25 protein-coding genes are annotated in these 26,555 nt (G+C 62.4%); 15 read left to right on the top strand and 10 right to left on the bottom strand.

The features are described 5' to 3' along the window. Positions 1–55: 55 nt before the first annotated feature. A complete protein-coding gene (locus JFN93_RS00885) occupies positions 56–568 on the top strand; it encodes a ferritin (RefSeq protein WP_199382090.1) in 513 nt (170 codons plus the stop codon). 302 nt (positions 569–870) lie between these two features. Here JFN93_RS00885 and JFN93_RS00890 read toward each other — a convergent pair whose 3' ends face one another. Beyond that, a complete protein-coding gene (locus JFN93_RS00890) occupies positions 871–1,869 on the bottom strand; it encodes a peptidylprolyl isomerase (protein ID WP_199382091.1) in 999 nt (332 codons plus the stop codon). Between the two features lie 235 nt (positions 1,870–2,104). On the opposite strand from JFN93_RS00890, the gene JFN93_RS00895 reads away from it, so the two are divergent. After that, positions 2,105–2,332 (top strand): YtxH domain-containing protein, encoded by a 228-nt coding sequence (locus tag JFN93_RS00895; protein WP_199382092.1) that lies wholly within the window; start codon positions 2,105–2,107, stop codon positions 2,330–2,332. Here JFN93_RS00895 and ptsP read toward each other — a convergent pair. Beyond that, a complete protein-coding gene (gene ptsP / locus JFN93_RS00900; RefSeq protein ID WP_199382093.1) occupies positions 2,329–4,674 on the bottom strand; it encodes a phosphoenolpyruvate--protein phosphotransferase in 2,346 nt (781 codons plus the stop codon). The genes JFN93_RS00895 and ptsP overlap by 4 nt on opposite strands. Positions 4,675–4,826: 152 nt before the next feature. On the opposite strand from ptsP, the gene JFN93_RS00905 reads away from it, so the two are divergent. After that, a complete protein-coding gene (locus JFN93_RS00905; protein ID WP_199382094.1) occupies positions 4,827–5,621 on the top strand; it encodes a tetratricopeptide repeat protein in 795 nt (264 codons plus the stop codon). Positions 5,622–5,948: 327 nt separating this feature from the next. Here JFN93_RS00905 and JFN93_RS00910 read toward each other — a convergent pair whose 3' ends face one another. Beyond that, positions 5,949–7,061, bottom strand: a complete 1,113-nt coding sequence (locus JFN93_RS00910) for an NAD(P)-binding domain-containing protein (protein WP_199382095.1) — start codon at positions 7,059–7,061, stop codon at positions 5,949–5,951. Between the two features lie 286 nt (positions 7,062–7,347). Between JFN93_RS00910 and JFN93_RS00915 the strand changes: the two genes are divergently transcribed. Then, complete coding sequence (locus JFN93_RS00915; protein ID WP_199382096.1) at positions 7,348–7,710, top strand: YtxH domain-containing protein; 363 nt, start codon at positions 7,348–7,350, stop codon at positions 7,708–7,710. Here the strand turns inward: JFN93_RS00915 and JFN93_RS00920 are convergent. The 3 genes from JFN93_RS00920 to JFN93_RS00930 all read right to left on the bottom strand — a co-directional run bounded on the left by JFN93_RS00920 (position 7,707) and on the right by JFN93_RS00930 (position 11,011). Further along, positions 7,707–8,339, bottom strand: coding sequence for a DUF3047 domain-containing protein (locus tag JFN93_RS00920; protein ID WP_199382097.1), 633 nt, complete (start codon positions 8,337–8,339; stop codon positions 7,707–7,709). The two genes, JFN93_RS00915 and JFN93_RS00920, sit on opposite strands and share 4 nt — an antisense overlap. Before the next feature lie 12 nt (positions 8,340–8,351). Next, positions 8,352–9,242 (bottom strand): phosphoribosylaminoimidazolesuccinocarboxamide synthase, encoded by an 891-nt coding sequence (locus JFN93_RS00925; protein ID WP_199382098.1) that lies wholly within the window; start codon positions 9,240–9,242, stop codon positions 8,352–8,354. 176 nt (positions 9,243–9,418) lie between these two features. Further along, on the bottom strand, positions 9,419–11,011 hold the full coding sequence (locus JFN93_RS00930; protein ID WP_199382099.1) for a SurA N-terminal domain-containing protein: 1,593 nt from the start codon (positions 11,009–11,011) through the stop codon (positions 9,419–9,421). Between the two features lie 432 nt (positions 11,012–11,443). Between JFN93_RS00930 and JFN93_RS00935 the strand changes: the two genes are divergently transcribed. The 6 genes from JFN93_RS00935 (at position 11,444) to JFN93_RS00960 (ending at position 16,798) form a co-directional block, all read left to right on the top strand. Further along, positions 11,444–12,484: a rod shape-determining protein gene (locus tag JFN93_RS00935; protein ID WP_215907641.1), complete on the top strand. Its 1,041-nt coding sequence runs from the start codon at positions 11,444–11,446 to the stop codon at positions 12,482–12,484. Between the two features lie 8 nt (positions 12,485–12,492). Next, the gene (locus JFN93_RS00940) at positions 12,493–13,503 is read left to right on the top strand and encodes a glycosyltransferase (protein ID WP_199382100.1); all 1,011 of its coding nucleotides are present in this window, start codon (positions 12,493–12,495) and stop codon (positions 13,501–13,503) included. A 139-nt stretch (positions 13,504–13,642) separates the two neighbouring features. Next, the gene (gene gmhA, locus JFN93_RS00945; RefSeq protein WP_199382101.1) at positions 13,643–14,233 is read left to right on the top strand and encodes a D-sedoheptulose 7-phosphate isomerase; all 591 of its coding nucleotides are present in this window, start codon (positions 13,643–13,645) and stop codon (positions 14,231–14,233) included. Between the two features lie 7 nt (positions 14,234–14,240). Next, positions 14,241–14,825, top strand: coding sequence for a D-glycero-beta-D-manno-heptose 1,7-bisphosphate 7-phosphatase (gmhB, locus tag JFN93_RS00950; RefSeq protein ID WP_199382102.1), 585 nt, complete (start codon positions 14,241–14,243; stop codon positions 14,823–14,825). 106 nt (positions 14,826–14,931) lie between these two features. After that, positions 14,932–15,699: a TSUP family transporter gene (locus JFN93_RS00955; protein ID WP_199382103.1), complete on the top strand. Its 768-nt coding sequence runs from the start codon at positions 14,932–14,934 to the stop codon at positions 15,697–15,699. Positions 15,700–16,066: 367 nt separating this feature from the next. Next, complete coding sequence (locus JFN93_RS00960) at positions 16,067–16,798, top strand: peptidylprolyl isomerase (RefSeq protein ID WP_199382104.1); 732 nt, start codon at positions 16,067–16,069, stop codon at positions 16,796–16,798. A 3-nt stretch (positions 16,799–16,801) separates the two neighbouring features. Here JFN93_RS00960 and JFN93_RS00965 read toward each other — a convergent pair whose 3' ends face one another. Together JFN93_RS00965 and JFN93_RS00970 are read right to left on the bottom strand one after the other, a co-directional pair. Continuing rightward, positions 16,802–17,590, bottom strand: a complete 789-nt coding sequence (locus JFN93_RS00965; protein WP_199382105.1) for a L,D-transpeptidase — start codon at positions 17,588–17,590, stop codon at positions 16,802–16,804. Between the two features lie 82 nt (positions 17,591–17,672). After that, complete coding sequence (locus JFN93_RS00970; RefSeq protein ID WP_236021467.1) at positions 17,673–18,899, bottom strand: MFS transporter; 1,227 nt, start codon at positions 18,897–18,899, stop codon at positions 17,673–17,675. A 702-nt stretch (positions 18,900–19,601) separates the two neighbouring features. Here JFN93_RS00970 and JFN93_RS00975 point away from each other — a divergent pair. Next, on the top strand, positions 19,602–20,105 hold the full coding sequence (locus tag JFN93_RS00975; protein ID WP_199382107.1) for a DNA-processing protein DprA: 504 nt from the start codon (positions 19,602–19,604) through the stop codon (positions 20,103–20,105). Then, a complete protein-coding gene (gene ygiD / locus JFN93_RS00980) occupies positions 20,102–20,887 on the top strand; it encodes a 4,5-DOPA-extradiol-dioxygenase (protein ID WP_236021468.1) in 786 nt (261 codons plus the stop codon). Before JFN93_RS00975 ends, ygiD begins: the two co-directional genes overlap by 4 nt. A gap of 73 nt (positions 20,888–20,960) precedes the next feature. Here the strand turns inward: ygiD and JFN93_RS00985 are convergent, their stop codons facing one another. Then, positions 20,961–21,359, bottom strand: coding sequence for a response regulator (locus JFN93_RS00985; RefSeq protein ID WP_199382108.1), 399 nt, complete (start codon positions 21,357–21,359; stop codon positions 20,961–20,963). A 529-nt stretch (positions 21,360–21,888) separates the two neighbouring features. Here JFN93_RS00985 and JFN93_RS00990 point away from each other — a divergent pair. Beyond that, a complete protein-coding gene (locus JFN93_RS00990; protein WP_199382109.1) occupies positions 21,889–22,953 on the top strand; it encodes a sigma 54-interacting transcriptional regulator in 1,065 nt (354 codons plus the stop codon). A gap of 3 nt (positions 22,954–22,956) precedes the next feature. Here JFN93_RS00990 and JFN93_RS00995 read toward each other — a convergent pair whose 3' ends face one another. Beyond that, positions 22,957–23,409 carry a hypothetical protein gene (locus JFN93_RS00995; protein WP_199382110.1) on the bottom strand — a complete coding sequence of 151 codons (453 nt, stop codon included), beginning with the start codon at positions 23,407–23,409 and terminating at the stop codon, positions 22,957–22,959. A 220-nt stretch (positions 23,410–23,629) separates the two neighbouring features. On the opposite strand from JFN93_RS00995, the gene cysD reads away from it, so the two are divergent. Together cysD and cysC are read left to right on the top strand one after the other, a co-directional pair. After that, complete coding sequence (gene cysD, locus JFN93_RS01000; RefSeq protein ID WP_199382111.1) at positions 23,630–24,541, top strand: sulfate adenylyltransferase subunit CysD; 912 nt, start codon at positions 23,630–23,632, stop codon at positions 24,539–24,541. Continuing rightward, positions 24,541–26,460: an adenylyl-sulfate kinase gene (cysC, locus tag JFN93_RS01005; protein ID WP_199382112.1), complete on the top strand. Its 1,920-nt coding sequence runs from the start codon at positions 24,541–24,543 to the stop codon at positions 26,458–26,460. Before cysD ends, cysC begins: the two co-directional genes overlap by 1 nt. Positions 26,461–26,555: the final 95 nt, after the last annotated feature.

Here is a 26,555-nt window from a genome sequence, read left to right on the forward strand (position 1 = left end):
CAGGGTGAGGATGGGGTACACCCCCTTGTAATGACTTAAAAGGAGAGTGAATCGAATGTTGAAAAAGAAAGTAAGCGAAGCACTGAACAAGCATCTGAACAAGGAAATGTACTCCGCCAATCTCTATCTTTCCATGTCGTCTTTTGCCGGCTCGATCGGGTTCAAGGGGACGGCCAACTGGTTCATGGTCCAGTATCAGGAGGAGATGGTCCATGCGATGAAGTTCTACAACTACATCAACAGCCATGGCGAGCACGTGCAGATGGCTGCCATGGCGGCGCCGCCTGCCACGTTCAAAGGGCTGCTGGACCTGTTCGAGCAGACTTTGAAGCACGAGATGTCGATCACCTCGGCGCTGAACGATCTCCTCGACCTGGCCCTGACCGAGAAGGATCATGCGACCAACATCTTCCTGCAGTGGTTCATTACCGAGCAGATCGAAGAGGAAGAGAACGACCGGGACATCATCGGGAAGCTGAAGCTGATCGGCGATAACGGGCAGGGACTGCTGATGCTGGACAGCGAGCTGGGGACGAGGGTTTTCGTGCCGCCGGCGACGGCGGCGTAATAGGTCCCGATTGGCTGTTGCCGACCATCGGTGCGCGTGGGCACGGGGTGCCCACCCTACGACCTTTGGCCTTCCGGCAGTACCCATCCTCACCCTGTGCTGCAAGCTCGCGCGCGCAACTCCCTTGAAGGGGAGGGGACGTTGGGGCGAGGGTGGTGGCGGAGTTCTATAAGCTGGAGGGGTGTCGACGTTTATCGGCGTTCATCTGCGGATACATTAGGTTTTCAGTAATCTGTTTTGCCAATAAAAAAGGCCCGCTTTTCGGCGGGCCTTTTTTTCGCTTCGGGGATCGAATCCCTTTTTTACATCTTCTCGATCTTGGCGGTCTTCTTGAGATCCTGCACGTACTCCTGCAGGGCCTTGGCCGCCTTCTCGCGCTTGAGGTTGTCGACGATGACGGTCTTGACCTTCTCGAACGGCTCGGTGCTCGCCGGGTTCTTCTCGGTCAGCTTGATGATGTGGTAGCCGAACTGGGTCTCGACCACGCCGCTCACCTCGCCGGTCTTGAGCGCAAAGGCCGCTTCTTCAAACGGCTTCACCATCTGACCTTTGCCGAAGGTTCCGAGATCGCCACCCTGGGCGCTGGAGGGGCAGGAGGACTCGGCCCGGGCGAGGGTCGCGAAGTCTTCACCGGCTTTCACCCGCTTCAGGATCGCTTCGGCCTTCTCTTTGGCCTTCTTCTTGTCATCGGCCGAGGCGTTCTGGTCGGCGCCGATCAGGATGTGGCTTGCTTTGACGGTCTCGCCTTTCTTGAAGTACTTGTCCAGGTTGGCGTCGTAGAACTTCTTGGCCTCTTCGTCGGTCACCTTGATCTTGCTGGAGAACTGCCCTTCCAGGAAGCTGCTGACCACGATCCCCTTGCGGTTGACCTCCTTGAGGTCGGCGAAGGTCATATCCATGTCCTGCAGTCTCTGGTTCATTTCCGCTTCGGTCTTGAACTGCGACTTGATCTTGTCCATCTGGGTCTTCAGCTGGGAATCCAGATCCTTCACCGGAACTTTTTCCGCTTTCTGATAGATGAGTTCCTGTGCGACCAGCTGGTCCAGAGCGGCTTCTTCGGCACGCTTCTGAAGCTCGGGCGGCGCCGGCTGCGGAACGCGGTTGCGAGCCAGCATGTATTTCACCTCGCGGTCCAGCTCCTTGCGGGTGATGGTGGTTCCGTTGACCTTGACCACGACGTCGGTCGGTTTGGCTGCTGCCGTTTCGGGGGCTTTGGCCGTCTTGTCGGCGGCAAAGGCCGGGACTGCGGCGAAGAGGAGGGAGACGATGGCGGTGGAGGCTATCTTTTTATACCAAGACATTGAAAAGGCTCCTTTGGAAAAATAGGTTCCCGGGATAGTAGCATTTCCGGTTCAGGTTTACAAACGCGCTTTCAAATTTTCACAATGATTTCAGTTTTCCGGGGGGGCGACGATAAGAGTCTTAGGTCTCATTGCGGCGCCCTCATGTTGGGGGTTTCCTTGGGCGACGGAATATGGTAATAATACTCGGCACAAACGCCGGTTGTTTTCAGTCCTGACCACAAAGGAGCAGAGCATGTCCAAAAGAAACGAACAGGCAGCAGTGCTGGCCTTCATCGCCGGGGCCGTGGTGGCTGCCGGAGCCGCACTTCTTCTCACCCCGAAATCCGGCCGCGAAGTGCGCGAAAAACTGGGCGCTGCGAAACAGGATGCGCTCACCAAGCTGAAAGCTTGCGTCAACAAAGGAAAACGTGGTTCTCACGGCGAAGGTTTGGACTACGACGGCGGCGACGCCTGGATCTAGCCCCGCGCGGCTATCTCCGCGTTCACTCCTTCCAGGTACTTACGGATCGCCTGGCCGCTCTCCATCCGGAGAACCCGCCCGGCGATCTTTTTTGCCTCCTCCATGCTTACCCGCCGGATCGCCTCCTTCACCGCCGGAATGGCCGGTGCCGAGAGGCTGAAGCTCCGGATCCCCAATCCCATCAGTAACAGCGCGTTCACCGGGTCGGCGGCCATCTCGCCGCACAAGGTCACCGGTTTCCCCGCGTCCCGTGCCGCGTCGGCCACCCGCCGGATCGACCGGAGCACCGCAGGGTGGTACGGGTCGTACCAGCGCTTGACCCGCTGGTTGTTCCGGTCGCAGGCCAGGGTGTACTGGATGAGGTCGTTGGTCCCGATCGAGAAGTAATCGACTTCCTTGGCCAGAAACTCCGCGCAGAAAACCGCCGCGGGAAGCTCCACCATGATCCCCACCCCGATCTCGTCGCTGACCTGTCTCCCCTCGCGCACCAGCTCGTCCCGCACTTCCTGCAGGATGGTTTTGATGCTGCGCACCTCGTCCACCCCGGAAACCAGGGGGAACATGATATTGCATTTGCCGTAGGGAGAGGCGAGAAGCACCCCCGCCAGCTGCTCCCGGAAGATCTCCTCGCGCTCCAAGGAAACGCGGATCGAGCGCCACCCCATGAACGGGTTGTCTTCCTTGGGCTGCGGGAAGTAGGGAAGTGCCTTGTCGCCGCCGATGTCCAGGGTCCGGATGGTGACCGGCAGCCCGGAAAATCCCTGCAGCACCTTCTTGTAGATTTCGGCCTGCTCCTGGCGCCCGGGAAAGGCGCTGCGGGTCATGAAGGGGAACTCGGTCCGGTAGAGCCCGACCCCCTCGGCGCCGTTTTGCAGCGCCACCCGGATGTCACTCAAAAGACCGATGTTGGCAAGGAGGCTCACCCGCTCACCGTCGGTGGTCTCGGCAGGGAGTTCCCGGATGCCTTCCAGGACGCGCTGTTTCTGGTTGAACTCTCCCTGCAGCCGCTGGTATTCCTGGCGCACCCGCTCGTCCGGGTTGACGTAGACGAAGCCCGAGGTGCCGTCGAGGATCACCTCGCTTTTCGCACTCACCTGCTTGAGCAGGCTCTCCACCCCGAAGACGGCCGGGATCCCGAGCGCCCGCGCCATGATGGCGGCGTGGGAGTTGTGGTTCCCCTTCTCGGTGGCGATCCCGATCACCTTGTCGTGGTCGATGGTGGCGAGATCGGACGGGAGGAGCTCCTCGGCGATCACCACGCGCTTGTCGCGAAGCTTCTGCAGCGTGTGGTGGTTCCCGTTGAGGGCGTCCACCAGGCGGCGGCCGATGTCCTCCATGTCCGCGGAACGCTCCCTGAGGTAGGGGTCCTCCATCTTGGAAAAGGCGGAGACGTATTTTCCCACCACCTCGGTAACCGCGCGCACCGCGCCGAAATCCTGGTCGATGAGGTCGGTGATCTTGGCGACGAAGCCGCGGTCCTCGAGGATCATCAGGTGGCTGTGGAAGATGGCGGCGTCCTCGGCGGAGAGCATCTCTCCCATCTTCTTTTCCAGGTAGATGGTCTGGATGCGCGCCTTTTCCAGCGCCATGGCAAAGTGCTTCTGCTCCTCGGCGCGGGGGCGGACCCTTTCCAGGACCACCTCGCGGGCGAGACCGCGGCTTAAGACCGAGACCTTGCCGGCGGCGAATCCCGGGGCGATGGCGAGTCCGGTGAAGACTCCCTGCCGGTTCGCGACCCGGCGCGGGCGCTCCTTGGGAGCCGGCTCGATCCCCTTGAGCCGCTCGACCTCCGCCTCGTAGAAGGCGCGCTCCTGCTCCTTCTTCCGGATGGAGTCGAGGAGTTTGGCGCTGGCGACGATGGAGGAAATCTGCCACGCGATGGTGCTCATCGCGCTGATCTCGGCGGGGGTGAAGGTGCGCGCCTCGCGGGTCTGGATGACCATGACGCCGATCGGCGTCTCGCGCTCGAAAAAGGGGACCCCCAGGAAGGAGAGGAACTTCTCCTCTCGGGTCTCGCGGAAGTATTTGTAGCGGGGGTGCAGCGGCGCGTTGTCGGTGTTGACCACGCCGCGCTGCTCGATGGCAAGACCGGTGAGACCTTCGGAGGTCTTCATGGTGATGCCGAGAGAGGGGCGGGCGAGACCGCGGGTGGCGTGGAGGCGGAGGGTTTCGCCGTCCTCGTCGAGGAGGTAGATGGAGCAGACGTCGGAGGCCATGCGCTTGGCCACGAGGGTGACGATATTGTCCAATGTCTCCTGCAGGTCGTGCGACTGAAGGATCAGGGCACTGATATCTTCCAGCGTCCGTAAACCCAGCGTTTCCCTGCTATCAGGTGCCCCCATGCCCGCTCCTTGTAAGAATAGTCCGATGTAGTATAGATAGTGCGGCCGGGAAAGGGAAACATTTTAATCATAATGAACATCCAAGATTGGCAAAAAAGAAGGGCTCTGCTATAGTAGGCCGAAAATTTCCGCGCCACTGCACGGGAGGGGCCATGGGTACGACTTTTGACGAAAAACTTTCGGACGGCATCGCACAGCTTGAGGCTTGCGAGTACGCTCGGGCTGCCGAGCAGTTCCGGGGGTGCATCGCGTTGGAGCCGAACAACGCCGAGGGGTATTTTTATCTCGGGGAGGCGCTTTCGGAGCAGGGGAAGCATGACGAGGCGATCACGGCGCTGAAGAAGGGGCTGGAACTTGCGCCGGAGGACCTGGACGGCCTGACCGCGCTGGGAGATGTCTACTTCGAGTCGGGCAAGCACAAGGATGCCTTGGCCTGTTTCAAGAAGGTGACCGAGTTGAGCCCGAAGGAAGCGGACGGCTACGTCAGCATGGGGCTCGTCTACAACGCGCTGGAGCGCGCCGAGGATGCCCTGAAGGCCTTCCTGCGGGCCCTGGAGCTCGATCCGAAAAACGTCTTCGCCTTGAACGCCCTGGGTGATCTTTACTATGGGCTTGGGGAGAACGACAAGGCGATCGAATCCTACCGCAAGGGGATCGAGATCGACCCGGACGACGCGACGGCTCGCTTCAACCTGGGTGAGCTCTTCTACGACATGGACGACCTGGAGGCTGCCCAGCGCGAGACGCTGGAGGCGATCCGGCTCGATCCCGACTTCACCATGAGCTACCTGACCATGGGGAACATCTGCATCGATCAGGAGCGGATGCAGGACGCGATCAACTACTTCGAGACCTACCTGAAGAAGGAGCATTCGCCGCAGGCCTCGGAGATGATCGCCGAGGTGAGAGCGGTGGTCGAGGGGCTCAAAGAAGAGCTGCGCGGGTAACAGGAAGAAAGGGCTGAAAAAGGGACTGGCACCGAAGGTGCCTGTTCCTCTCAGCTAAGGCGCTAGAAATGAAAAGAGAGGGGCTTCCATTGCGGAGGCCCCTCTCTGTTTGTTTGTGAGGGATGATTGGGAAACGAAGGGGCGCAGCATGCAGCGCCCGTCGATCCGAGTAAGTCCCCCTTTGCGAAGGGGGATTTAGGGATTTGCCTTTGAGGTTCTGCCTTTCAGCAGGTTCACGAGAACCTGAGAACCAAATCCCCCCGGCCCCCCTTTTGTCAAAGGGGGGAGTTCAAGGGGCTACCTTTGTCAACGGGGGGAGGCGTAGGGTTACTTCTCTTTCTTTTGCAGCTTCTCCGCGATCGCGTTCACCACGTGGTGGGCGTCGTTCAGCGCGGTGTAGATCAGGTTGGGGTGCTTCTCCTCGACGATCGCCCCCTTGGATATCCGCATGTAGGACGGGGAAATCGCCCCGCCGATCGCATAGACTCCCTTGCGGGTGGTCTCGTATTCGGCGGTCAAAAGCAGCAGCCGGTCTCCTTCCTTGGCCACCTGGCAGATCCCCTCGGTGCAGGCGATGGTCTGCACGCCGATCCGGTCGAAGATGGAGGTCGGCCCCTGGCTTCCGATGCAGGCGATGACGTTTTTCATCGGGAAGCTCATGGCATGGTAGCGCTCGATCCCCCCCTCGATCTTCTCCTCGCTCACCCGGATCACCAGTCGGTCCACCCCTTCGTCGTCCACCTCGCCGATCCGCGGGGTCGCACCGGGGAGGAGCCGGATGTTGCCGCCGAGCAGGATCTCCTCGCCCAACCGCTGGGCGGTCTCCTTGTTGACATCGAAGGTCTCCGCGACGTGCGCCCAGTAGACCGGCTCCTTGTCGCTTGCGTTACGTTTCTCCTTGAGGATGGAGATGATCACGTCCGCGGCGCTGTTGCCGCCACCGATCACCAGGGTGCGCACCCCGACGAACTTCTTCGGATCGTCCAGCCCCTTGGCCACCATCTTGGCGTCGCCGTAGACGGTAAGTTCCTTGGGAATCGAGCTTCCGAAGGCGAGGAGGACCCGGCGCGCCTTGAAGGTGCCGCGCGAGGTGTGGACCTTGAGGAATTCCCGCCCGGTCTCGATGTCCTCGAATTCGGTCTCGGTCATCACGTTGAGCCCCTCGTGCTGGACGAAGTGCTGCACGTACTGGATGTACTTCTCCACGGTGACCGGCTTGTCGGGCGGCCGGAGCTCCTCGACCAGGAACGGCTCCGGGTTCTCCTTGGGCTTGGAAGGGTAGACGTTTTTCCCTTCCGGGTAGGTGTTGGCGATGCCCTGGAAGACCCCCTTGCCGGACTCGATGATCAGGTGGGAAAGCCCCCGCTTGTGGCACAGATAAGCGGCGGCGACCCCGCCGGGGCCCCCGCCGACGATGAGCACGTCGTAACTGTTATGCATGTAGAACCTCGCTGCGCTTTACTTTCTCATGAGGGCAACTATACACCCGCTGCCCGGAGGATTTAAACCTAAAGATATGGAAGCCGTCCTGGTTTTCATTCCCTCTCCCGGAGGGAGAGGGAGGTCGGATCGGGAGTGATATCGAACTCGTTTGTCGTCTGTAAGGGTTAATGATCATCGTTCGCGGTTCATTTAATAAAGGCTCTTGGCAGATGCAACATTTACGGTACCATTACTCACGTCCAAAATTTCCGGGCACATTTTGCAGTTTCAAGGGGGTAGAGGCATGGCATCGAATGACAATGACAACAGTCTGATTGCTGGAGCTCTTTTTCTGGTTGCCGGGGGGATCGTCGGGGCGGGGGTGGCACTGTTGTTTGCGCCCCAAAGCGGTACCAAGACACGCAAGGACATCTGCCGTTTCGCCCGGAAGGCGCGCCGCAGCGCCGAGGACGCGGTAGAGGTGGTTGAGGATTTCAAAGACAACCTCTCCGACATCGTGGAAGAGGTGGGCGAGCGCGCCACCGAAATCCTGGAAACCGGCAAGGATATGGCGTACGGCGCCAAGAAAAAACTGCTCAAGGCTCTCGAGGAGAGCGGTGAGCAGTTGGAAAAACAGCGGGCGAAACTTTCCAAGCTGGTCGGCTAGTCTTTCGGCTGACGCAGCGTGATGTCCCCATACCAGGCGGTGGCATCGTCCTGGGTATCGTCCGTATCGGTCATGATGGCAACCCCCCCCAGCGGGGGGGGCTCCTCTCCAAAAATCCTCTTGTAGTCCTCGTAGATGTTCCGCTCCTCGAAGACCCAGTTCCCCGCCTTTTCATCCCCGCTTTCCACGGCGACGATCGCCGAGTTCGACGTGTAGGGGCTTCTCGCCTCGGATCCCTTCGGCATCTTCGCCGACCAGACGTAGTTGATCGCCCGCATGCGCCAGATGAAGGTCCGCGGGAAGATCACGTAGACCCGGGCCACGAAGTCGTCGCCGCTTTTGCTTTTGACGTCCTCGCGCTTCAAGGTGTGGTCGATGCGCCAGCTCCAGGTAAGGCGCGGATACTTCTTGGCGTCGACCTTCAGGGTCTTGACCATTCCCGAGGCGGCCTTGACCGCGTGCGCCTTCATGGCGCCGTTGTCGATGGCGTAGCCGGTATGCCCCTTGAAGGTCTTTTCGGACCACCCCGAGACGTCCCCGGCGCTGAAGCGTCCCACCGGGATCTCCGGCGCGGCGGTCGTCGTTACGGCGGCCAGGGCCGCCGCAGCTATGACGAGATTGGCGATCATCGCGGGAAAGGCTTACAGCCCCTTGCCGGTCAGCTTCACCAGCGCTTCCATGTACTTCTCGCCGGTCTTCTGGACGATCTCGGCCGGAAGCGGCGGAGCGGGAGCGGTCTTGTTCCAGGTGAGGGTCTCCAGGTAGTCGCGCAAAAACTGCTTGTCGAAGGAGGGCTGCGGACCGCCGGGGTGGTAGCTCTCTTTCGGCCAGAAGCGGCTGGAGTCGGGGGTCATGCACTCGTCGATGATGATGAGCTCGCCGTTATAGATGCCGTATTCGAACTTGGTGTCGGCGATGATGATCCCCTTCTCGTCGGCGATGGCGCGCGCCTTCTCGTAGATCGCCAGCGTCACCTCGCGCACCCTTTGGGCGGTCTCTTCGCCGCACAGCTCAGCCATCTTCTCAAAGGAGATGTTTTCGTCGTGGGTCCCGAGTTCCGCCTTGGTCGAGGGGGTGAAGATCGGCTGCGGCAGGCGGTCACTTTCCTTGAGCCCGGCCGGGAGCTTGATGCCGCAGATGGAGCCGGTCGCCTGGTAGTCCTTCCAGCCGGAGCCGGAGATGTAGCCGCGCACGATGCACTCGGCCGGCAGCGGCTGGGCCTTTTTCACCAGCATGGAGCGGCCGGCGAGGACGTCGGCGTAGGGCTGGCACTCCTTCGGGAAGTCGGCGACGTCGGTGGAGATGATGTGGTTCTTGATGATCCCTTCCATCTGGCGGAACCAGAAGGCCGAGATCTGGGTGAGGACGTACCCCTTGTTGGGAATCCCCTCGTTCATGATGACGTCGAAAGCGGAGATCCGGTCGGTGGTGACGATGAGCAGCGCCTCGCCGAGATCGTAGATGTCGCGCACCTTGCCGCGCGCTGCGAGTTTTAACCCAGGGAAATCCGTGGTAAGGATCGGTTGCGTCATGATTGCCTCCTTGTGTGGTGCGGGTTCGAGCGTGAAAAGTGAAAGGTGAAGAGTGCCGGCACCCTTCACCTTATTAGATATAGGGGGACGGGCGCCTTTTAGGGCCCGTCCCCGGGTGAATCAAGGGGGACCGGCACCTGCGGAGCCAGTCCCCTTGTTGCGTGTATTTAATTAAATTACTGGTTCTGGTTGGCCAGGATCGACGGGTTGATGTCGATCTTCGCCTTGGCGCGCAGCCCCTTGAGCCAGGTATCGACCGCCTCCTGCTGCTTCTTGGGAAGGAGGGTCTTCTTGATCTCGTCCTTCTTGGCGGCGAGGTCGGTGGTCGGGGCCTCGATGCGGGACTTGAGCTTCACCGCGTACCAGCGCTCCCCGACTTTCACCGCCTGCTTCGCGGCCGGGGACGCGGTGGTCAGGGCGAAGGCCTGTTCCATCAGTTCCGGAGAGGTGCCGATGGTGGGAACCTTGCCGGTCGGGTCGTAGCCGAAGTTGCCGGTTTCCTTCATCCCCGCGACGTTCCCCTTGGCGAGCTGCGCCAGGGTGTCCTGAGCCTTTTTCTGGGCCACTTCAATCGCCTTGGCGGCAAGCGCCTTCTCTTCGACTTTGGAGCGGATCTGCGCCAAGGGCGGGACGGCGGCCGGCTTGCGCTCGGTCACCTTGACCAGGTAGATACCCTTGGCGGTCTCGACCGGGCCCCCGATCTCACCCTGCTTGGTGGCAAAGGAGCGGGCGATCACGTCTTTTTCGCCGGCCAGTGCCGCCGGCGCAGCGTCGGCGGTGAAGATGCCGGTCTTCTCGACCTTGGCGCCAAGCGCATTGGCGGCGGCGTCGATGTCGCCGTTGGCCTTGAACTTGTTGGCGGCGTCGGCGGCCTTCTCGTAGGCCTCCTTGGCTTCCTTCTGCTTGAGCGCGTCGGCGGTCGCCTGCTCCTTGACTTGGTCGAACGGCAGTATACCACCCTTGGCCTGGTAACGGTCGATGTTCTTCTGGTAGTAGGTCTGGGCCTCTTCCGGGGTTACCGAGATCTTGCTGGCGAACTGCTCCGGGGAAACCCGGACAAAAGCCACGCTGACCTGTTCCGGGGTGCGGAACTCGGCCTGGTGACCCTGCAGGTAGCTGTCGAGGTCGGCGTCGGTCAGCTTGATCCCGCTTTTCACGTCGGCCGGGCCGAACGAGACGTAGGCGAGGTCGATCTTGTCGTTTTGTTTGTGGAACTGCTGGGTGATCTCCTGGTCGGTCACCGTCACGCCGCTCTGTATCTTGGCGCGGGCCTTTTTGACCAGCAGGTCATCCTCTTCGGCCTCCTCGAACCCCTTCGGGGTGATGCGGTTCATCTTCAGGACCTGCTGGTAGGTGTTGAAGTCGAAGGCGCCGTCTTTCTGGAAGGCGGGGATCTTGGCGATCTCGCCGGCCACCTCGTCCTTGCTCACCGAAAGGCCCATGTGCTTCGCCTCGTTGCGGATCAGGACGTTGTCGATCAGGTTGTCGAGGGTCATCTTCCGGAGGTTCATCTGCTTTTCCATCTCCGGAGTGAGCGAACGGCCGTAGATCTGCTCGTAGAGGCCGCGGGTGCGGTAGTACGCTTTATCGAATTCTTCCAGGGAGACCTTGGTGCCGTCGACCTTCGCCGCGTAGGCGACCGAACCCGATTCCCCTTTGCTCCCCCGTCCCCAGACCAGGAAAATAGTCCCAATGAACGAGGCCACGATGACCACGAATACAATCTTGATCACGATGGACTCTTTGTATTTCCTCATTATGCCTAGCATTACGTATCTACTCCTTTGGACGGGAAATGGGTGCCAGCTTTCGGGCAATAGTTGCGAATAGTAATATGAATTAATCGCAAAATCAACAAGAGAATGCCGCATCATGCGGGCGCCGGGCGGCGGTCTGTGCCAGCTGACCGCGGGGCACCACTGTATTCAGCGCGCCGCGCTTTTCTCTGTCGCGGCAGCTATCCCGCCTTTAATCAAAATGCTCCTTCCTCCCGGACGGCATCCGAGCAATCCGGTCGGAATCAACGCTGCGGCTGAAACTGAAGCGAACCGGCTGGAACCTGCGTCGCTGCGTGAAAAAAAGCCGTAAAAACCCGTTGAAAGGGGCTAGTTTTTGTTGCAAGCAGGTGTCGTTTTTGCTAGTCTTTCTAATTTTGCGGGTCTGTGCATCCGTAAGCATAGTGAAGGACAAAGGAGTGACAGATGATCAAGATTTTCGATGCCCTTTTCGGCATGTTTTCTAATGACCTCGCCATCGACCTCGGGACCGCCAACACCCTCGTCTACCTGAAAGGGAAGGGGATCGTGGTGCGCGAACCTTCCGTGGTCGCGGTGCAGAAGATGCAGAACGGGCAGAAGGTCCTGGCGGTCGGGATGGAAGCCAAGAAGATGCTCGGCCGTACCCCCGGGACCATTACCGCGATCCGCCCGATGAAAGACGGCGTCATCGCCGACTTCGACATCACCGAGGAGATGCTGCGCTATTTCATCCACAAGGTGCACAACCGCAAGACTCTGGTCCGCCCCCGGATCGTCATCTGCGTCCCCTCCGGGATCACCCAGGTGGAGAAGCGGGCGGTCAAGGAATCGGCGGAATCGGCCGGCGCCCGCGAGGTCTACCTGATCGAGGAGCCGATGGCGGCGGCGATCGGGGCGGGGCTTCCCATCACCGAGGCTTCCGGCAACATGATCGTCGATATCGGGGGGGGGACCACCGAGGTCGCGGTCATCTCGCTCGCCGGCATCGTCTATACCAAGAGCGTCCGGGTGGGCGGCGACAAGATGGACGAGGCGATCGTCCAGTACATCAAGAGAAAGTACAACCTCTTGATCGGCGACCGGATGGCCGAGCTGATCAAGATCGAGATCGGCGAGGCGTACCCGGGGAACGAACTGCTGCACATGGAAGTCAAGGGGCGCGACCTGGTCTCCGGGATTCCCAAGACCACCGAGATCGACTCCAACGAGATCCGCGACGCGCTCTCCGAGCCGGTCACCGCGATCGTCGACGCGGTCCGCAACTGCCTGGAGCGGACCCCGCCCGAACTGGCCGCCGACCTCGTCGACAAGGGGATCGTGCTTGCCGGCGGCGGCGCGCTGTTGCGCAACCTCGACATCCTGCTCCGCGAGGAGACCGGGCTGCCGGTGGTCACCGCCGAAGACCCGCTCTCCTGCGTCGTCCTCGGGTCCGGAAAGGTGCTCGACGAGCTCGCCCTGTTGCGTAACGTCGCCGTGAGCTCCTGATCCGGCTCATGGGTGGAGCAAACATCGACATCGTCGTACCGATCTGGAACAAGCCGAACGAAACCCGCAACTGCCTGGTCAACCTGATCAACTTCACCCCGGACGCCCGGCTGGTGATGATGGACAACGGTAGCGAGCGCGAGACCGAAAAGCTCCTGCAGGAGCTGGCCGACGGTCTCGACGACCGCGCCCTCTTGATCCGCGACGACAGCAACCATGGCTTCGTCAAAGCCGCCAACCGTGGGATCGGCCGCAGCGAAGCACCCTTCATCGCCCTTTTGCGGAGCACCACCCAGGTCACCTCCGGGTGGTTGCAACCGATCCTCGACTTTGCCGCCTCCCACCCCGAGGCGGGGATTCTCATGCCCCGCCTCGCGGCGGTGGAGCCCCCTTCCACCGGTCCCATCGAGGTGGCAAGCTGTTCCTTCACCGCCATGGTCATGACCCGCGCCGCCTACGATGCCGTCGGTCCCTTTGACGAGGAGCTCGACGGCGGGACCTGGTGCCTCAAGGATTTCACCCGTCGGGCCTGCTCCGAAGGGTTCCTCACCTATCTGATCCCCACTTCCAGGGTATTTCACGAGGACGAAGTGGCGCTCGGTTCGGAGCGTCGGCGCGAGGAGACGCTGCGGCGTTCCCTGGCAACCTTCATCGAGCGCTGGGGGGAGGAGCGTTCCTTCTTGATCCACCTTCCCAAGGGGCTGGAAGTGGACACCCTGCGGCACAAGCTCGACATCCTGCAGACCGGCGCCCAGCACGGCGACAGCTACACCATTCTCCTTCCGGCGGCGCTTTACAAGGAGGCGCTGCGGGTCCACCTCGCCTTCCGGCACGAGAAGGTCCGGCTGGTGCCGCTGCCGCTTTTGAGCACCGCCTCCGCCAAGCGCCGCATCTTCGAGAAGGCGGTGGCGGAGAACCCGGGGAGCACGCTGGTCGCCGGCGTCGACGGGATCCCGTTCCCCTGGAGCGACCAGTTCATCACCTTCTCCGATCTGTCCGGGATGGTCCGGCACCGGTAATTTCAATGACCAATGATCAATGATCAGAAGCAGTGATCAGCGGTGAGCACAGCGGAACGCCTTCTTCCGGCGTCCCCTCTTCTTCAAGGAGAGGGACCGGGTGAGGATGGGGTTCTACCGCCTCAAGGAAGCGAACCATATGCAAGATGAGATAAAGGCACAACTTCGGCAGCACGTTGAGGTGATGACGGCGATTGAGCGGGACCTGGCCCAGCCGGTGCAGGATGCGGTGGAGCTGCTGCTGGCTGCCTACCGAAGCGGCAGGAAACTGCTGGTCATGGGGAACGGCGGTTCCGCCGCCGACGCGCAGCACCTCGCTGCGGAGATCGTCGGGCGGTTCAAGATGGAGCGCCGGGCCCTGCCGGCATTGGCTCTTACCACCGATACCTCCATCCTCACCGCGGTAGGAAACGATTACGGGTTCGACGCGGTCTTCTCGCGCCAGGTCGAGGCGCTCGCCGAGACCGGAGACGTGGTCATCGGGATCTCCACTTCCGGGAACTCCCCCAACGTGCAAAAGGCGCTGGAAGTCGCCAACGCCAAGGGGTGCCGCACCGTCGCGCTTTTGGGCAAGGACGGCGGCACCATCAAGGACGTCGCCGAGTTGAGTCTGATCGTTCCCAGCAACGACACGCCCCGGATCCAGGAAGGGCACATCACCATCATTCACATCGTCTGCGATCTTTTCGAGCGGGGCCTGTTTCTTGGTCCGGCTATGACCGCTCGCTGAGGTAAGCATGGGGACCCGCAAAGCTGTCTTTTTGGACCGGGACGGCACCATCAACGTCGAGGTCGAGTATTTGAGCCGGGTCGAGGACTTCCAGTTCATTCCCGGCGCGCCCCTGGCGATCAAGTCCCTCAAGGAGGCCGGGTTCCTGCTGGTGGTGGTCACCAACCAGTCCGGGATCGGCCGCGGTTATTACGACGAGACGGCGCTGGAGCGCGTGCACCGCTTCATGCACGAGGAGCTGGAGAAGTTCGGGGTCTCCATCGACGCCTGCTACTTCTGCCCGCACCACCCCGAACATGGCGTCGGCCCTTACCGGATCGACTGCGCCTGCCGCAAGCCCCTGCCCGGGATGTTGCTGCAGGCCGCCCACGACCTGAACATCGACCTTGCCGCGTCCTACATGATCGGCGACAAGCTGGCCGACGTGAAGGCCGGCCTCAAGGCGGGTTGCTCCTCGATCCTGGTCCAGACCGGCTACGGCGCGAAGGATGTCGCACGGCTCCCCGCCGGCGTCGCGACCTACCCGGATATCCTCTCCGCCGCCGAGGCGATCATCGCCCAAAGCAATGAGGAGAAAGCGGGGGCGAAGTAGCTAATCGCCCTTCTCCGCACATCGATCTGACTGATCTGACTGATCCTGCCCAGCTGCCCCCCCTTTTCCCTTGCCACTCATTGCCCCCTTCTGCTATCAACGAGGGATGACTGTTACCCCTGATCTCGCGCTTTCTCCGTTCACGCTGTTCCTGCTCTTTCTCGCCGGCGGGCTCGCCGGGCTCATCGACGCCATCGCCGGAGGGGGCGGGCTCATCACCGTCCCGGTGCTCCTCGGCGTCGGCTTGCCGCCCCAGTTCGCCCTGGGCACCAACAAGCTCCAGTCGACCTTCGGCTCGGCCAGCGCCATGGCCCACTTCGTTCGCGCCGGCACGGTGCGGCTCCGCCCCGCTCTGGCGGGCATCCTCTGGACCGCCGTCGGTGCCTGCCTCGGTGCCTGGGCGGTGCAGCAGATCGACCCCTCCTTCCTGAAACGGCTCATCCCTTACCTGCTGCTGGGAATCCTCTGCTATACCGTATTCACCCCGAAGCTCGGGATGGAGGAGGTGCACCCGCGCCTTTCCCACGGTGTTTTCTATGCCCTGTTCGGCCTGCTGCTCGGCTTTTACGACGGATTCCTCGGTCCCGGCACCGGGTCGTTCTGGGTGGTCGCCATCATGCTCTGTCTCGGCTATGACATGCGTAAGGCGACCGGACATACCAAGCTCTTCAACTTCGTCAGCAACATCGTCTCGCTGGTGGTTTTCCTGGTGGGAGGGCATGTGGTGTTCGTTGCGGGGCTGGTGATGGGGGCCGGGCAGGCGATCGGCGCCCGGCTGGGAGCGAAGCTCGTGATCAAGAAGGGGGCGCGCTTTATCCGCCCGGTGTTCATCTGCTCGGTCCTGGCGGTGACGATCAAGCTGTTCTTCAATTGACAATGGATAATTGACAATTGACAACGAAAGGCAATTCTTCTTCTCTCACCTTCCAGGCAACAGTGCATAGGTCGCGGGTGCTGCCAGGGGAGGAGGCGGCCTAAATTCCTGTGGGAGCGCCTTTCCAGGCGCGAATGCTTGATTGGCCCAGCGGCTATTTGAAAATCTTTAGCGGTCCCAAGATCCCAAACGGTAGGAGCGACATTCCTGTCGCGATGAATACCCGCAGCATGGACTGCCACTGGGCGATGCGCCCGATGATCGCGCCTGAAAAGGCGCTTCCACCGGGATGGCGCTTGCATTGGTGATTGGACGCGGTTGGCATGCTGGCCCGCAGCATCCCAACGACCCTGGACAGGAGCGAGACATGAAGCAGCGACTTGCGGCTGGTATCGTTCTGATTCTCCTTGTTTTCGCCGCGGCGGCCTGGGCCGACCCGCCGGCGCCCTCCGCCGATCCGCTCCCCGGAACGGTTGTTGCCCCAGCCCCAAAAGCCGCTGCGCCGCCGATCCCGCAACTCTCCCCGCCGCTGCCGCAAAACGCCGCGCAGGGGCGGATCATCGATGCCGCTCCGCCCGCGGCGCAGCCGAAACCGCCCCAGGTTCTCTTGAAAACCAGCGCCGGGGACATCGTCATCGAACTCGATCCCGTCCGCGCCCCCATCTCGGTCCAGAACTTCCTCGACTACGTCCGGAGCGGCTTTTACAACGGGACCATCTTCCACCGGGTCGTTCGCGATTACCTGATCCAGGGTGGGCTGTACACCCCGTACCTCAAGCGCAAAGAGACCGATCCCCCCATCACCAACGAGGCGAAAAACGGCCTGCGCAACCGGCGCGGCACCGTCGGAGTGGCGCGTCCGGTGGAGCCGGACAGCGGGACCTCCGAGTTCTACATCAACGTGGTGGACAACCGCTTTCTCGATCACAAGGATGATTCGGTGCAGGGGTATGGCTATGCCATCTTCGGGAGGGTGGTCCAGGGGATGAATGTCGTGGACCGGATGAGCCGGGTCCGCACCGGAAAGGCGGACGGGATGAAGAACGTGCCGGACGTTCCGCTGATCATCTATTCGGCGCGGGTGATCCAGGAACCCTAAGCACTACTGCGGCGGCTCGCCGATCACGACCAGCCGGGGCCCGTAATCTATCTTGTGGAAGTCGCCACTGTCGGGGTGGTCGCCGATCACCCATTCGTAGAGCCTCTTGGCATCGGTGAGCACCGGGGCCCGGGGGCTCTTATAGTATTGGGCCTGCATCTCCTCGTCGTAGAGGCCGACGCAGCCGTGCGAGGCGGGGTGGCCGGGAACGTCCCGGCCGTGGATCCAGTAGCTGATCCAGTAGAACTTGTCGATCAGGAACCGCATACCGTAATGCATGGGATAGGTGTCGTCGGTCCCCTCCATCGTGTAGGTGTCGGATTCGTGGTCCCGGTCGACGGCATCGATGCGAAACTCGCCGTTGGGGGTGGCATGTCCGGGCATGCCCACCGCCGCCGGCATCGAGAAGACGAGCTTGCCGTACTCGTAGGCGCCCAGGAAGGACTCGGACTGATCGAGCAGGATGAACTTTTCCTCCCCGCTCGCCTCCGGATAGCTCTCCGGAAGCGGGGTGAAGTTCCGGATCTCTTCGGCGCGAACCGGCACCTTCACCCTTTTACCCGCAATCAGATGCCGCCGGTCCAGCCGGTTGAAGCGCAGCACCTCTTCCCAATCCGGACCGAAAGCCTGCTTGGCGTTGCCGGTCTTCACCTTCACGCACTTCCACTCGATGCCGTCATCGCTGGGATAGTGGATGTCGCACATGGATCTGGAGAAATCCGATCCCGCCTGCGCACTTGACGCCAATGCGGTCACTATTCCCACTGCCAACGCAACTATCAGTGTTTTCATGATTTTTCCCCGCGTCGCTGTCTGATTTTACAACCACTGCGAGTAAAAAAGCATCCTTATTGCGCCGGCAGGTGGGTGTTCCCTACAGGTATTCCTCGAAAAAGTCCATGTCCTGGTGGAAGGTCTCCCTAAGCCGCCACAGGGAGAAGAGCCCCAGGACCATGCAGATCCCCCCCACCCAGAGTGCTCCCTGGGTGAGCCCCAGCCCGTGCCTAAACAGCTGGAAAAGTTGGGTGATCGGGATGACCATCCCGCGCACGAAGTTCGGGACCGAGGTCGCCACCGTGGCGCGCAGGTTGGTGCCGAACTGCTCCGCGGCGATGGTGACGAAAACGGCCCAGTAGCCGCCGGCGAAGCCGAGGAAGATGCAGATGGCGTAGAACCATTGCACCGTCGCCCCGCCGGAGAGGAAATAGGCGGCGATCCCCCCGATCATCAGGGAGAGGAAGAGGAACACCACCCGGCGGCGGCTCTTGAGGAGCTGGCTCAAGGCGCCGCTGGCGAGGTCGCCGAAGACGAGCCCCAGATAGCAGAACATGACCGAGTTCCCGGCGCTGACCATCCCCTGGATGTGCAGTTCCTTGGCGAACTCCGGGGAGAAGGTGATCAATACCGCGACCACGAACCAGGTGGGAACCCCGATCATGGTGGAGTGGTAGAACCTCCCGAACCGGTCCCGACTGGTGAAGAGGGAGAGGAAGTTGCCCCGTTGCACCGAGGCCGCCTCCATGCCCTGGAACATCCCCGATTCCGCCACCTTGAAGCGCAGGGCGAGGAGGAAAAGCCCGAGGATGCCGCCGATGACGAAGGCGGTGCGCCAGTCGAACCCCTTGGCGACGAAGTTGGCGAGGACCGCGCCGGAAACGCCTACCGAGGCGACCATCATGGTGCCGTAACCGCGCACGCTTTTATGAAGCACCTCGCTCACCAGGGTGATCCCGGCTCCCAGCTCTCCGGCCAGGCCGACCCCGGCGATGAACCTGAGCGTCGCGTAGGCGGGGAGGGAGTCGACGGCGGCATTGAGCAGGTTCGCGACCGAATAGATGAAGATCGAGGCGAACATGATCTTCAGCCGCCCCTTGCGGTCCCCCAGGACCCCCCAGAGGATGCCTCCCAGGAGCATCCCCGCCATTTGCATGTTGAGCAGGAACACTCCCTGGTTGATCAGTTCCGCCCCGCCCAATCCAAGGCTTTTGAGACTGGGAACGCGGATGATGCTGAAGAGAACCAGGTCGTAGATGTCGACGAAGTAGCCGAGTGCCGCGACGATGACCGGCATGCTGAATATGGTAGTAAGGGTTCCGCTCATAACAGGTACTTCCGTCTTCATTTGATCCATGAAATCCTCTGCTCAATCACTTTGGTACGCGGGTGGGGCCACCCTCCAATCTGACGTGGGGTTTCGTTTGCTCTCAGCAGGCGCGGTTCTGTCATAGGTTCATCCGTTGTGAGAGAGCAGGGGGGCCCTTTTTCGCGCGGCAATAATAGCACCGCGAAAATAGTGTGGCAAACAGGAAGATGAGAGAGTCCCGAAAAAAGGGGAATGAGTGCGGGGGAGGGAAGGGGATCTGCGGTGCAGCGTTTCTATGTGGCAGTAGCCATGACTGAGGGAGGGGCTCGGAAGATGCTGGTACTAGCAGAGTTGTTGCGTTGTTACCGCCTTCGGCGGATCGCGCCTGGAAAGGCGCTCCCACAGGGCCGGTGGTACTGATCGCGACAGGAATGTCGCTCCTACAACCTCGGACCGGCGGGTTGCGCTGATTCAGCAGCCGACGCTTGTTGATTCGCGCCTGGAAAGGCGCTCCCACAGGGGCGTCGGTGCCGGTCGCGACAGGAAGGTCGCTTCTAGCGCATGGATCCCCACCGGTACCCTTTGACTTCCCTCCGGATTTCTCTGCTTCCACATAAAAAAAGGTGGACTGGCATCTGGGGAGCCTGTCCCCTGTTATCCATCGGAAATGTGGTACCGTTGACACTTATTTTTCCCGTGCCCGCTTTGGCGAGGGTGCCGATGACCGTTCAACTCTCCCCGACCCTGCATACCCTTGGCAACACCGACCTGCTTGCGTTGCGCAAGATCGCCTTTCTCTGCTCGCGGCGCTCCCCGGAGTCTGCCTGCCGCAAGGCCCTGGCCTGGGCCGCCACTGCCGGCCGCGCCGGAGGCTGCATCGTCTCGGGTTGCCAATCGGCGGTGGAAAAGGATCTCTTCCGCGCCCTCGCGACCCAATGCCAGCCGATGATCGTCGTCCTCGCCCGGGGGCTGCGGCAGCCGCCGGAAGCGGAGTTCGCCGGGCTGCTCGCGGCGGGGCGACTCCTTCTCATGACGCGCTACGCCGCCACGGTGACCCACCCCTGCGAGGAGAAATGCCTGCAGCGCAACCGGCTGATGATGGAGCTGTCCGATGAAATTGTCGTGGGATATGCCGCGCCGGGAGGCACCCTGCAACGGCTCTGCCGGGAGTTTGAAACGAGGAAGGAACTTATCTATCTGACCGGACGTGAGGGGGAGCCATGAATCCTGCCGCCACCATGCCGACCTTTTTCTTCGGACACGGCAACCCGATGAACGCGCTATGGGACAACAACGTAACTGCCGCCTGGAAAAGTATCGGACGGAACCTGCCGCGGCCGCGGGCCATCCTTTGCATTTCGGCCCACTGGTATACCCGGGGAACCCGGGTAAGCCCCCAGGAGCGCCCGGAAACCATCCACGATTTCGGCGGGTTTCCCCCGCAGCTCTCTGCGGTCGAGTATCCGGCCCCGGGCGATCCGCAGCTTGCGGCGCGGGTCCGGGAACTCTTGAGGCCGGCGGCGGTGCTGGCCGACCCGCAGTGGGGCCTCGATCACGGCACCTGGGTGGTTTTGCGCCACCTCCGTCCCGACGCGGACCTTCCGGTCGTCCAGTTGAGTGTGGACCGCACCCTCGCCCCTGCCGACCACTTCGAGCTGGGCCGGCGCCTGGCTCCGCTACGGGACGAAGGGGTGGTTATTATTGGCAGCGGCAACGTGGTGCACAACCTGCACGCCGCCTTGTGGGGGGAACGTGCGGCCGAGCCGTTCGACTGGGCGCTTCGCTTCGAACAACGGGTCCGCGAAATGATTCTGACCCGCGATCATGACATGCTCGTGGATTACCCCTCGCTGGGAGCTGACGCACTCCTCTCTATTCCAACACCCGATCATTATCTCCCCCTCCTCTACATCCTGGCGGTGACGCGTCCCTCGGACCGGATCACGATCCCGGCGGCAGGTATCCAGAACGGTTCGGTTTCGATGCTGGCAATCGGTTATTCGTGAAGAAACAGTCGCTGCTGCGGTTGAGCGCGGAAGATCCCCTTTCCTTCCCCTCCGTCTGCTACCGGTTCGTCTTTCACCCGAAGGCCGCCTCCTGCTCCGGCGGCGGTGCCTCGACGTACTTTTTCACGATCTGAAGGAGTTCGTTGGGGTTGAACGGCTTCTGGATGTAGTCGGCGACGTGGCGGCGCAACTCGGGGTCGTCGCAGTCGCTGTCGATGCGTGCCGTCAAGATGATGATGGTATTGTCGCGGTGCAGGTCCCTCTCCGTTATCCTCCTGAGCGTTTCCCACCCGTCCATCCCCGGCATCTGGATGTCGAGGAGCAGCACCCCGCGAAACCCGTTTTCCAGGTGCTTCAGGCAGTCGAAACCGCTGGCGGCGCTGTGCACCTCCATCCCTTCCGTACTGAAAAACATCTCCACCGAATCCCTGACGAAATCATTGTCATCGACAATCATTACACGTTTATCCATGGTCCTTACGACTCCTTTGACTGCTGGTCGGTCGTCCCGGCCTAACCGGCGGCCTGATTGCCGGAGGGGGGCCTGGTCGGACCTTGCCTGCTGCAGGTTCGATACCAACTCAGCCGAGGTGCCTCCTCCCGCGGATTCTCGGCAAAATCGGCGCGCGACGCCGGGGTGACCCCTGCAACTTATGTTTCCCCGTTCCCAAAAGTCGCCCGCTAACGAGCAGTGCTGACCGTTGGGAAGCCGTATACACATAAAGTTGCAGGCGCAACCTTCGTCGCAGGGGTTGCTGCTGAAAGCAATGATTCGTTAAGGATACTCTGATAAATAAAATTTCCTGTACTTCAAATTGTAGTGGGCGTATCATCGACCCGCTTGCCAAAGTTATAAGGAGCCAAGATCTCTTATAGCGCGGTAATCCCTCCTTTCCGGGTCGACAATAGTATACCGGAAAATTAGTCTGATACAATCTTGCTTTGCTTATTTGTGGTGCTATGAGTACAGCGGGATCGGACGAAACAGGAGTGCGGCAGAGATGGGAACAGAGACGGTTGTTCAATGTGCGATCGAGATGGGCAGCGGCGACGACGCCCCGAACGGTGGGGACGGTGCCATAAAGAAGGCCTTCTCCCCGATCCTTACCCAAAGCCCGAAGCTGCGCGGCATCTTCGAGTACCTGACGGCGGTGGCCGGTACCGGGCAGCCGGTATTGGTGACCGGGGAGACCGGGGTCGGCAAGGAACTGGTGGCCCGCTCGCTGCATGACGCAAGCGGCCGCTGCGGCCCCTTCGTCGCCGTCAACGTGGCCGGCCTCGACGATCACATGTTTTCCGACGCCCTGTTCGGGCACGGCAAGGGGGCTTTCACCGGAGCCGACCAGAGCCGCGACGGCCTGGTGGCCCGAGCCGCGGAGGGGACGCTTTTTCTCGACGAGATCGGCGACCTCTCGCTGCAGTCCCAGATCAAGCTGCTGCGCCTGCTCCAGGAAGGGGAATACTACCCGCTGGGGACCGACCGCCCCCGGAAGAGCTCGGCGCGGGTGGTGGTCGCGACCAACTGCGACCTGTCCCACAAGATGGGGGCGGGGCTTTTCCGCAAGGACCTCTACTACCGTCTCAACGCGCACCATGCGAGCATCCCGCCGCTCCGCGAGCGCCTCGAGGACCTCCCGCTGCTGGTCGATTTCTTTCTGGACCAGGCGGCGCAGATCCTGGAGCGCCCGCGCCCGGCCCATCCCCCCGAGCTGATCGACTACCTGAAGAGCTACGACTTCCCCGGCAACGTACGCCAGCTCAAGGCCATGCTCTTCGACGCCGTGGCGCGGCACCGGCGCGGGGTCCTCTCGCTTTCCTCCTTCCGTCAGATGATCGGGGCCCGGCGGGGGAGCGCCGTCAAGGAGCCGCTGGAATACCTCCGGCGGCTGGGCGACGAGAAGTTCGGTGCCCGGATGCCGACCCTGAAGGAAGCCGAGGAGGCGCTGATCGCGCATGCCCTGGAGGCGGCCGGCGGCAACCAGGGGATCGCCGCCTCCTACCTCGGCATCACCCGGCAGGCCCTCAACAAGAGGCTCGCGCGCCGGAAGGAAAGTTCAGAAAAGTAGCCCCTACTGCTGTTCCACCTTGTCTCCGTCCCGAAGCCCCGGTTTCAAGGTCCAGCTCCCGGTGTTGTTCACCGCGCGCACCCCCACCAGGCCGTACCCGTCCCTGCCGAGATGCACGGTCAGCTCCACCGTCGTGTCGCCGTCCATCCAGTCGTCGAAGATCAGGTCCTTGATGGCGCAGCGCGGCTCCTCGAGCACCGCCCGCGCCGCGGTGCAGGTAAGTCCTGGGCCGGGGGGGGCAACGCTCCCCTCGTCGCAGCGCCGGACCACCTTCCGGGCGACCCGGCAATCCTCGGGAAAGCCCAGGTGGGCCTCCATGTCGCGGACCTGGACGTGGTTGGGGAAGGGTGAGCTGTTTTCGAGCGTGATGGTGATGGTCCGGCGGTAGGACTGGGCCTGCACCGGTGCCGCTGCCCAGGTGGCGATAAGCATAAGGGAAAGAAAAAGAAATCTCATGGTGAAGGCTCCTCGCCCCATTGTCGGACGCCCGCCGTCAAGATGTCAATAAGCCGGTCCCGGAGGGCACGGCTTGGCCCCTCCCTGACTTCCCGTAATTCCCCTGGCTCGCGATCCTGCTTCCCTGAAACGGCGAAACTGGGTATACTCTCCAGATTTTAAAGGGCGGCGGCATGCCGCCTGTCCCCATTGCCGCCGCAACGGCGGCTGCCGAGGTGCCATGGAATCGCGCAACGTCCCCTCCTTCCTGTCGGCGCTGGAAAACGAGGCAATCCGGATCATCCGCGAGGCGACCGCCGAAGCGGAGCGTCCGGTGCTGCTTTATTCCATCGGCAAGGATTCTTCGGTGCTGCTTCACCTCGCCCTCAAGGCGTTCTACCCGATGAAGCCTCCGTTTCCCCTCATGCATGTGAACACCACCTGGAAGTTCCGGGAGATGATCTCCTTTCGGGACGAGACCGCGCAGCGGCTCGGCCTGGAACTGATCAGCCATACCAACGAGGCCGGGGTGCGCGAAGGGGTCACCCCCTTTAGCCACGGCAGCCGGGCCTACACCGACATCATGAAGACCCAGGCGCTGCTCCAGTCGCTGGAAAGCTACCGCTTCGACATGATCTTCGGCGGCGCCCGGCGCGACGAGGAGAAGAGCCGGGCCAAGGAGCGGGTCTTCTCCTTCCGCGACGCGGCCCATGCCTGGGAGCCGCGGGACCAGCGTCCCGAGCTCTGGAGCATTCCCAATCTCCGCCGCCGCGAGGGGGAGAGCTTCCGGGTCTTCCCCCTTTCCAACTGGACCGAGCTCGATATCTGGCGCTACATCGCCTGGCAGCGCATCCCCGTTGTCCCCCTCTATTTCGCGGCGGAGCGCCCGGTGGTCGACCGGGGGGGGCAGTGGATCATGGTGGACGACGAGCGGATGCCGCTCTACCCGGATGAAAAGCCGCAGCTGCGCCGGGTCCGCTTCCGCACCCTCGGCTGCTATCCGCTCACCGCCGGGGTGGAGTCCGACGCCACCACCGTGGAGGAGATCGTCGCGGAACTGGAGGCGGCGCGGGACTCGGAACGCTGCGGCCGCCTGATCGACTTCGACCAGAGCGGATCGATGGAGAAAAAGAAACGGGAGGGATATTTCTGATGAGCCGACACGACGGTATCCTCCGTTTTCTCACCTGCGGCAGCGTCGATGACGGCAAGTCGACCCTGATCGGACACCTGCTCGCCCTGACCGGGAACCTCTACGACGACCAGCTGCAGCTTTTGGAGAAGGAGAGCGGCGGCCCCGGGACCCCCCGCGACACCCTGGACTATTCCCTTTTGCTGGACGGCCTGATCGCCGAGCGGGAACAGGGGATCACCATCGACGTCGCCTACCGCTACTTCGAGACGCCGGCCCGCAAGTTCGTCGTCGCCGACACCCCGGGACACGAGCGCTACACCCGCAACATGGCGACCGGGGCCTCCAACTGCTCCGCGGCCCTGATCCTCATCGACGCCACCCTCGGGGTGCTCCCCCAGACCCGGCGCCATGCGCTAATCTGTTCCCTTTTGGGGATCACCCACCTGCTCTTCGCGGTCAACAAGATGGACAAGGTGGGGTGGGACCCGGCGCTCTTTGACAAGGTGCAGCAGCAGTGCCGTGCCCTGGCGCGCGACCTGGAACGGTTCGGGGTGGCCCCGAAGGAGCACATCGAAATCCCCGTTTCCGCGCTGTACGGCGACAACCTCACCGAGGCATCCCCCCGCAGCGCCTGGTACGACGGGCCGACCGTCATGCAGTGGCTCGAGACGGTGGCGCCCCCCGAGGCCGCCTCGCAGCGGCCGTTGCGGCTGCCGGTTCAGTACGTGATCCGGGGCGGGGACGGCGAGAAGGGGTGGCAGCCGCAGGCGCGCAGACAAAACGGCGACGGACCGGAGCGCGTCTTTCGTGCCTACGCCGGGAGCATCGCCTCCGGGGGGCTCCATCCGGGCGACCGCGTCGCCGTGTTGCCGGGCGGGTTCGAGACCACGGTCCGGGAACTCTGGCACGCCGACGAAAAACTCGCCGAAGCGGGAGTCGGCACGGCGGTTTCCGTCGTCCTGGAAGGGGAGCACGACGTGGCGCGCGGCGACCTGCTCGCCGCTCCCGACACGCTCCCCCAGGTGGCAAGTCTCTTCAAGGCGCAACTGGTCTGGATGAGCAGCGAGCCGCTCTATGCGGGCCGGTCCTATGTCTACCGCGGGGTCTGCGGCAGCGCCGGCGCCGAGGCAACCCGCATCAGGAGCCGCATCGAGCTCAACTCCTACCACCGGCTCGCCTCGGACCGTCTGGAGCTCAACGACGTGGGGGAGGTGGAGATCACCCTCTCCCGGGCGGTCCCGCTCGACCCGTACCGGGAGAACCGGGAAACGGGAAGCTTCATCCTCGTCGACCGCGCCACCAACGCCACCGTCGCCTGCGGGATGGTCCTGCACCCGCTGCGCCGGGGCAGCAACCTCGCCCGGCGCACCCAGGCGGTGAGCGCCCAGGAGCGGGCCGCGCTCAAGGGACAGCGCCCCTGCGTCATCTGGCTCACCGGCCTTTCCGGCGCGGGTAAGTCGACCCTGGCGAACCTGGTGGAGCGCCGGCTGCTCGGGATGGGGAAGCATTGCATGCTGCTCGACGGCGATCACGTGCGCCTGGGACTGAACCGCGACCTCGGCTTCACCGAGGCGGACCGGGTGGAGAACATCCGGCGCATCGGGGAGGTGGCCAAGCTGATGACCGACGCCGGCCTCATCGTGCTGACCGCCTTCATCTCCCCGTTTCGTGCCGACCGGGACATGGTGCGCGCGCTCTTCCCGGAAGGGGGGTTCCTCGAGGTGCATGTCGCCACGCCGCTTGACGAGTGCGCCCGCCGAGATCCCAAGGGGCTCTACGCCAAGGCCAGGCGCGGCGAGATCCCCAACTTCACCGGGATCAGCTCCCCGTACGAGCCCCCCGAGTCCCCGGAGCTGCGGATCGACACCGAGGGGGAGCCGGTGGAAAGCTCCGCGGAGCGGATCATCAGCTGCCTTAAGGAGCGGGGGCTCCTGTAGGAAACGGCAAACCGCTCCTCACCCCGGCCGTCGCAAGCTCACGCTCCCGCGCGCGACCTTGAGGGGAGGGGCCGGAGGCCAGCAATGAAAAAGGC

The organism is Geomesophilobacter sediminis, from assembly GCF_016458275.1.
In the GTDB taxonomy this organism is placed as follows: domain Bacteria; phylum Desulfobacterota; class Desulfuromonadia; order Geobacterales; family Geobacteraceae; genus Geomesophilobacter; species Geomesophilobacter sediminis.

What these genes read in the sequence shown, in the direction of transcription:
- JFN93_RS00905 (WP_199382094.1), top strand. Translation starts at nt 4,827, where the DNA reads ATGGGTACGACTTTTGACGAAAAACTTTCGGACGGCATCGCACAGCTT.
- JFN93_RS00890 (WP_199382091.1), bottom strand. Translation starts at nt 1,869, where the DNA reads ATGTCTTGGTATAAAAAGATAGCCTCCACCGCCATCGTCTCCCTCCTC.
- JFN93_RS00925 (WP_199382098.1), bottom strand. Translation starts at nt 9,242, where the DNA reads ATGACGCAACCGATCCTTACCACGGATTTCCCTGGGTTAAAACTCGCA.
- JFN93_RS00935 (WP_215907641.1), top strand. Translation starts at nt 11,444, where the DNA reads ATGATCAAGATTTTCGATGCCCTTTTCGGCATGTTTTCTAATGACCTC.
- gmhA (WP_199382101.1), top strand. Translation starts at nt 13,643, where the DNA reads ATGCAAGATGAGATAAAGGCACAACTTCGGCAGCACGTTGAGGTGATG.
- cysD (WP_199382111.1), top strand. Translation starts at nt 23,630, where the DNA reads ATGGAATCGCGCAACGTCCCCTCCTTCCTGTCGGCGCTGGAAAACGAG.
- JFN93_RS00915 (WP_199382096.1), top strand. Translation starts at nt 7,348, where the DNA reads ATGGCATCGAATGACAATGACAACAGTCTGATTGCTGGAGCTCTTTTT.
- JFN93_RS00910 (WP_199382095.1), bottom strand. Translation starts at nt 7,061, where the DNA reads ATGCATAACAGTTACGACGTGCTCATCGTCGGCGGGGGCCCCGGCGGG.
- gmhB (WP_199382102.1), top strand. Translation starts at nt 14,241, where the DNA reads ATGGGGACCCGCAAAGCTGTCTTTTTGGACCGGGACGGCACCATCAAC.
- ptsP (WP_199382093.1), bottom strand. Translation starts at nt 4,674, where the DNA reads ATGGGGGCACCTGATAGCAGGGAAACGCTGGGTTTACGGACGCTGGAA.
- JFN93_RS00965 (WP_199382105.1), bottom strand. Translation starts at nt 17,590, where the DNA reads ATGAAAACACTGATAGTTGCGTTGGCAGTGGGAATAGTGACCGCATTG.
- JFN93_RS00960 (WP_199382104.1), top strand. Translation starts at nt 16,067, where the DNA reads ATGAAGCAGCGACTTGCGGCTGGTATCGTTCTGATTCTCCTTGTTTTC.
- JFN93_RS00975 (WP_199382107.1), top strand. Translation starts at nt 19,602, where the DNA reads ATGACCGTTCAACTCTCCCCGACCCTGCATACCCTTGGCAACACCGAC.
- JFN93_RS00930 (WP_199382099.1), bottom strand. Translation starts at nt 11,011, where the DNA reads ATGCTAGGCATAATGAGGAAATACAAAGAGTCCATCGTGATCAAGATT.
- JFN93_RS00940 (WP_199382100.1), top strand. Translation starts at nt 12,493, where the DNA reads ATGGGTGGAGCAAACATCGACATCGTCGTACCGATCTGGAACAAGCCG.
- JFN93_RS00895 (WP_199382092.1), top strand. Translation starts at nt 2,105, where the DNA reads ATGTCCAAAAGAAACGAACAGGCAGCAGTGCTGGCCTTCATCGCCGGG.
- JFN93_RS00985 (WP_199382108.1), bottom strand. Translation starts at nt 21,359, where the DNA reads ATGGATAAACGTGTAATGATTGTCGATGACAATGATTTCGTCAGGGAT.
- JFN93_RS00955 (WP_199382103.1), top strand. Translation starts at nt 14,932, where the DNA reads ATGACTGTTACCCCTGATCTCGCGCTTTCTCCGTTCACGCTGTTCCTG.
- JFN93_RS00990 (WP_199382109.1), top strand. Translation starts at nt 21,889, where the DNA reads ATGGGAACAGAGACGGTTGTTCAATGTGCGATCGAGATGGGCAGCGGC.
- cysC (WP_199382112.1), top strand. Translation starts at nt 24,541, where the DNA reads ATGAGCCGACACGACGGTATCCTCCGTTTTCTCACCTGCGGCAGCGTC.
- JFN93_RS00885 (WP_199382090.1), top strand. Translation starts at nt 56, where the DNA reads ATGTTGAAAAAGAAAGTAAGCGAAGCACTGAACAAGCATCTGAACAAG.
- JFN93_RS00970 (WP_236021467.1), bottom strand. Translation starts at nt 18,899, where the DNA reads ATGAGCGGAACCCTTACTACCATATTCAGCATGCCGGTCATCGTCGCG.
- JFN93_RS00995 (WP_199382110.1), bottom strand. Translation starts at nt 23,409, where the DNA reads ATGAGATTTCTTTTTCTTTCCCTTATGCTTATCGCCACCTGGGCAGCG.
- JFN93_RS00920 (WP_199382097.1), bottom strand. Translation starts at nt 8,339, where the DNA reads ATGATCGCCAATCTCGTCATAGCTGCGGCGGCCCTGGCCGCCGTAACG.
- ygiD (WP_236021468.1), top strand. Translation starts at nt 20,102, where the DNA reads ATGAATCCTGCCGCCACCATGCCGACCTTTTTCTTCGGACACGGCAAC.